This window comes from Pseudonocardia charpentierae, assembly GCF_031845345.1.
In the GTDB taxonomy this organism is placed as follows: Bacteria; Actinomycetota; Actinomycetes; order Mycobacteriales; family Pseudonocardiaceae; genus Pseudonocardia; species Pseudonocardia charpentierae.
This window is the reverse complement of the sequence record NZ_JAVREJ010000070.1, coordinates 1-4,385: the sequence shown is the minus strand read 5'-3', so window position 1 is coordinate 4,385 and position 4,385 is coordinate 1. Positions and strand designations below refer to the sequence as shown.

General features: G+C 69.1%; 4 protein-coding genes. All 4 read right to left on the bottom strand.

The window, feature by feature from the left end; all coding sequences use genetic code 11:
• Positions 1 to 433: 433 nt before the first annotated feature.
• Entirely contained in the window at positions 434 to 1,099 is a 666-nt protein-coding gene (locus RM445_RS31805; RefSeq protein ID WP_311560568.1) for a GAP family protein, read from the bottom strand.
• Entirely contained in the window at positions 1,096 to 1,629 is a 534-nt protein-coding gene (locus RM445_RS31800; RefSeq protein WP_311560567.1) for a TetR/AcrR family transcriptional regulator, read from the bottom strand. The genes RM445_RS31805 and RM445_RS31800 overlap by 4 nt, the downstream gene beginning before the upstream one ends.
• Positions 1,630 to 2,074: 445 nt before the next feature.
• Complete coding sequence (locus tag RM445_RS31795) at positions 2,075 to 2,986, bottom strand: sensor histidine kinase (RefSeq protein ID WP_311560566.1); 912 nt, start codon at positions 2,984 to 2,986, stop codon at positions 2,075 to 2,077.
• Between the two features lie 346 nt (positions 2,987 to 3,332).
• The gene (locus RM445_RS31790; RefSeq protein ID WP_311560565.1) at positions 3,333 to 4,253 is read right to left on the bottom strand and encodes a sensor histidine kinase; all 921 of its coding nucleotides are present in this window, start codon (positions 4,251 to 4,253) and stop codon (positions 3,333 to 3,335) included.
• Positions 4,254 to 4,385: the final 132 nt, after the last annotated feature.

Sequence of the window (4,385 nt, the reverse complement as noted above, 5' to 3'; positions counted from 1 at the left end):
CAAGGTCATCAGTGCGCTACGACGGCTGCAGAAGATGCCCCACATCATCCGCGCGTTCTTCGCCGACCCCGACCTCCGCTACATCACAGCATGATCAGAGTCCACTAACCAACGAACTCTTTAGTATCAATTAGTGCGCACGTTCGGGCCTGGTGATCGGCGCGAGGGCGTTGCGGAGGTCGTTGGGAGCGGGTCTTCGGCGGCGAGTAGCTGGCTGCCGGCCCCGCCCGCGGCTGTGATCGCTGCGACGGTGGCCGCGGTGCAGCCCGGCCAGCCTTACGCGAAGCTCACGACGACCACGCGACCCGTGATCGCCGCGAGCGTCACCGGGGGCTGCGCATCGAACCATCACGTGACACCCGCCGCGATGAAGCGGTCGACACCGGACGCGCTGGTCCGCGCTGAGGAGGGTCGGAGGATCGGGTGTGTGCCGTCACGCGGTGACGGCGATCCCGGCGACAGCCGCGGCGAGCACGCCGAGACCGAGCGCCGCAGGCAGGCTCCGCGGAACCTCGCGAGCGCTGCCGAAGCGGTTGTACAGCTTGTGGAGCCAGTGACGTACCTGGTCGCCCCAGGCAGCCCCGGCGATCAGCAACAGCAGGCAGGGCAGGCAGTAGACCAGCGCGTAGCCGGCGAGGACGGCGAGGCCTGCGGAGGGTGCGACGCCGGCATCGACCAGGCGTTCGATGGCGATGGCGTAGGGAAAGGCATTGGGCAGGTCGGCTGCGGTGACGACCGCACCCAGCGGCAGCGCGGTCCAGGGGGTGAACCAGGCAGGAAGAACGACCTGTGTGCGGCGCATCGGGCGCAGGCGCCGGATCGCCGAACGCAGCAGCATGAGTGCGGCCAGCCCGAACGCCATCCGTCGCACCCACACCAGCCCACCGTCGACCACCTCGACCGCAGCGTCGGCGGCGAGGTAGAGACCGACGCCGAGAGCAAGCACGGTGAGGTAGGCGCCCAGCACGTAGGCGAGGGCTGCGCGGACGGGGTGACGGCTGGGTAGAACCAGGATGAGCCCCACGCCGAGGATCGTGGCGGGATTCAGCGAGTCGAGCAGGGCCAGCCCGGCGACGACGATCAGCAGGGCCGCGCTCACCGCTGTGCCCTGGCGTGCCCGTTTGCGGTGTTCACGAGCAGGTGGGCCACGAGCGCATCGAGCCGCTCGGGAGCCGGAGGGCTGCCCAGCAGTGCTTCGATGAACAGTCCGTCGCCGACGAGTCGGATGACCTCTGCGCGTACGGGGTCGCCCACCTCCGCCTCGATTGCGGACTGCCAGCGACGGACGGCCACGTCGACCTCGGGTGGCAGGTCGACGTTGCCGACAGACACCCGCAGCAGGGACAGCAGGGCTCTGGCTGCGGCCTGCTCCGGGCCGTCGGTGGCCGACAGCCGCAACCACGTCTCCGCGGCCGCGCCGCGCTCGGCCGCGGCCATCATCGCGGCGTCGGTCTCCGCCACGGCGCGATGGACCAGACCGTGCGCGAGCGCACGACGATCGCGGAAGTGGTGCAGCAGCCCGCCCTTGCTCACGCCTGCGGCAGCCGCGACCGCATCCAGCGTCGGTGCCGGATCGCCGTCGAGCACGAGCTGCTGCAGTGCGTCGAGGACACGATCGCGAAGGCCCACACCGCCAAGTTAGCACACCGACCGTCTAGACGGTTTGTCAACGGGTCAGGTCTAGATGGGTCAGGTTGGTGATGTAGCCCTTCCACCCGGCCAAGGTGCGGGCCTTGGCCTCCAGAGTCGCCCCCGACGCAGCCCTCACCATGCGCACGTACGCCACGACAGCACAGGCTACGAGATCAAGTTAGTGCGCAGATCCAGACGACTCCACCAGCGAAACCGCAGGTCACCCCGACCTTCACCCGCCAAGATCAACAACTTGATAAGAGTCAGGGCCGGCGACCGGCACTGCGCCGAGGCCCGCGATGGAATGGGGGCTCGTATTCCGACGTCTCTACGGATGCGGAGCCATACTTTGCGATCCTTATGTGCGTGGTGAATCGTGCGAAGACCGACACCGGCAACACCGACAGGCCGACTTTGGGCGGCAGACGAGGCGGCGTCGCCGTCAGTGGAGGTCGTTTGCCCCTGAGGCGGTGTGGGCGATGGCGAGCCGGACGGTGTTGCCGTGGGGGTGGCGGCGGGTGATGTCCACGAGTTGGTGGCTGAGCCATAGGCCGAGCCCAGAACTATTTGAAAGCTCAGGCGGGAGGAGACCGACGAAGGGGTCGGTCGGGCCGGGTCCGGTGTCGGTCACGGTAACAGTGATCCGGTCGAGTTGCGCCCACAGTCGCAACACGGTGGGTGGCCGTCCGTGGACGATCGCGTTGGCGAGCACTTCGTGGGTAGCGATGACCAGGTTGTCAACCTCGGCGGTGGGTAGCCGTTGCTGGCTGGCGTACCAGTGCACGGTGGCTCGGGCGGTGGCCGGGGACGGGTCGACGAGCTCCACGGTGGGGGTGGTCAGCTCCGTCGGGTCGGGTGGGGTGTCCGGCGTGTGGCCGAGGAACGTGGTTGGGTCCTGGTAGTAGTCGTTGCGCCGGTGCTCGGCACCGTGCCGGCGCCGGGCGGGGTGTCCGATCAGGGGGTGGGTGGCGTGGAGGTCCTCGACCATGCCGGCGGTGAGGCTGCGCTGGTCGTAGGCGCAGACCGCCCAGGTGTTGTGGTGGCCCAGGGCGAGGTTCAACGCCGCTTCGAGCCGCCGCCACTCGGGCCACTGCGGTGGGGGTATCACCGGTTCCTGATGGATCACCCGGGCGTAGCCGGACAGCATGGGGGGCGCGGCCCGCAGGTGCATGGCCGGCCGCCCGGGGTGGGTTAACGCCGGCTGGTAGGTGAGATAGGGCGAGGGCCCGACCCGGTGCAGCACGGACGCGGCGGTGTCGGGACGGACGAGCAGCAGGGTCGGTTCCTCCGCGGCCACCCCGTCCGCGGCGAACGGGACCACGAACTCCAGCAGCTCCTCCGGGGAGCGGTGCATGAATAGCTCATGCCGAAAGCCGGGCCGGTCGGCTGCCTCGATCAATGTCATGTGTGTCTTCTCCGCCCCTCGGGCGACCAAGTCCGCCACCAGCATCCCTGGTCGTGTCCCCACGCGCAGCGGCGGGCGGAGCGCGACGGTGGCATCCAGTGCCGTACCCATCGGGAAGCACCACACGCCCATGCGGGAGTACCACACGCGGATGTCAAATCCCGACGTCTCGGAGTGATGGAACCAGCGAGGTCCGCGGTGCGTTTCCTCCACATGGGGCCATATCGGCGCCGCCGCGAGCGTGTGGCGGCGCTGCGACGTATGTTGCCCGTCTCCACCGCCTGGCGGCGCGCCGTCACCGGGAGTGCCGCCCCGGTCGCTGGCTCGCGTCGTTCGCCGCCTCCTGACTGGTGTTGACCATCGTCTGGGCGCCGATCTCCGAGCGCTCGATCGGTTGAGGCAGCCGAAAGTAGGCGCGGACGGTGGTGCCGTTTTCGGTGCGGTGGATGCGGACGAGGTCGCCGACTTGGTGGACGACGGAGAGGCCGTGGCCGATTTCCGCTGGCCCGGCAGGGTGGCGACCGACGAGGGGATCGGTGATCTGCCCGCCGTCTTCGGTCTGCACCACGACATGGGCCTCAGCGGCCCAAATCGACAGGAGTCCGGCCCCACCGGAGTGCAAGATGGAGTTCAGGGCGAGCTCGTGAGCGGTGATCTTCAGGTCGTCGAGTCGCTGCGGCGGGAGCCCCATCCGCTGGCCGAACTCATAGCTCAAGCGCCGGGCCGTGCGCGGCCCGGTGATGGTGTTGACAACGAGGATCTCGGCATCGTCGGGGGTTGGCGAAAGGGGGCCGTCGAAGGAGGCCGCCGCAGTGTAGGGATCGGTGTAGGCCGCGCTGGCACGGCGCTCACCACGCCAGGTGACGGTGGGATGGGTGCGGGCCGCGTCGGTCAGCACGTGCCGGGGGAGGGCGGCCGCGTCGTACGGGCACAGGACGTGGACTGGTGCGTCGGCTAACGCGAGGTTGAGAAGTGCTTCGTGCTCGGCGCAGGCCTGGTATTCCAGGTCGGTGCGGTCGGGCCAGACGGCCTCGCTGACGATCCGGACCCGGCGGCCGGAATGCTCGTTGACAAAGGCGCGGAGTACCGATCCGATGATCCGGCCCGGGTTGCGGCCGGCCACTCGCATATCGCGCCAGCGGACCTGCGCGACCTCGGCGGGGGATAGGGTGGCATGTAGGCGCTCGAGGTTCGGGTTCGGAACGGCGATCAGCACCGGTTGGGCGTGTCACGACGACCGTGTAAGCCGCGGGTGACCCAAGATCGACCGCTGTGATCGACACGGCGGTCGGAAGGGACACCCGAGTGAGCAAGGACCAGCCCGGCCCGGACGCCGATGCGGCAGCGG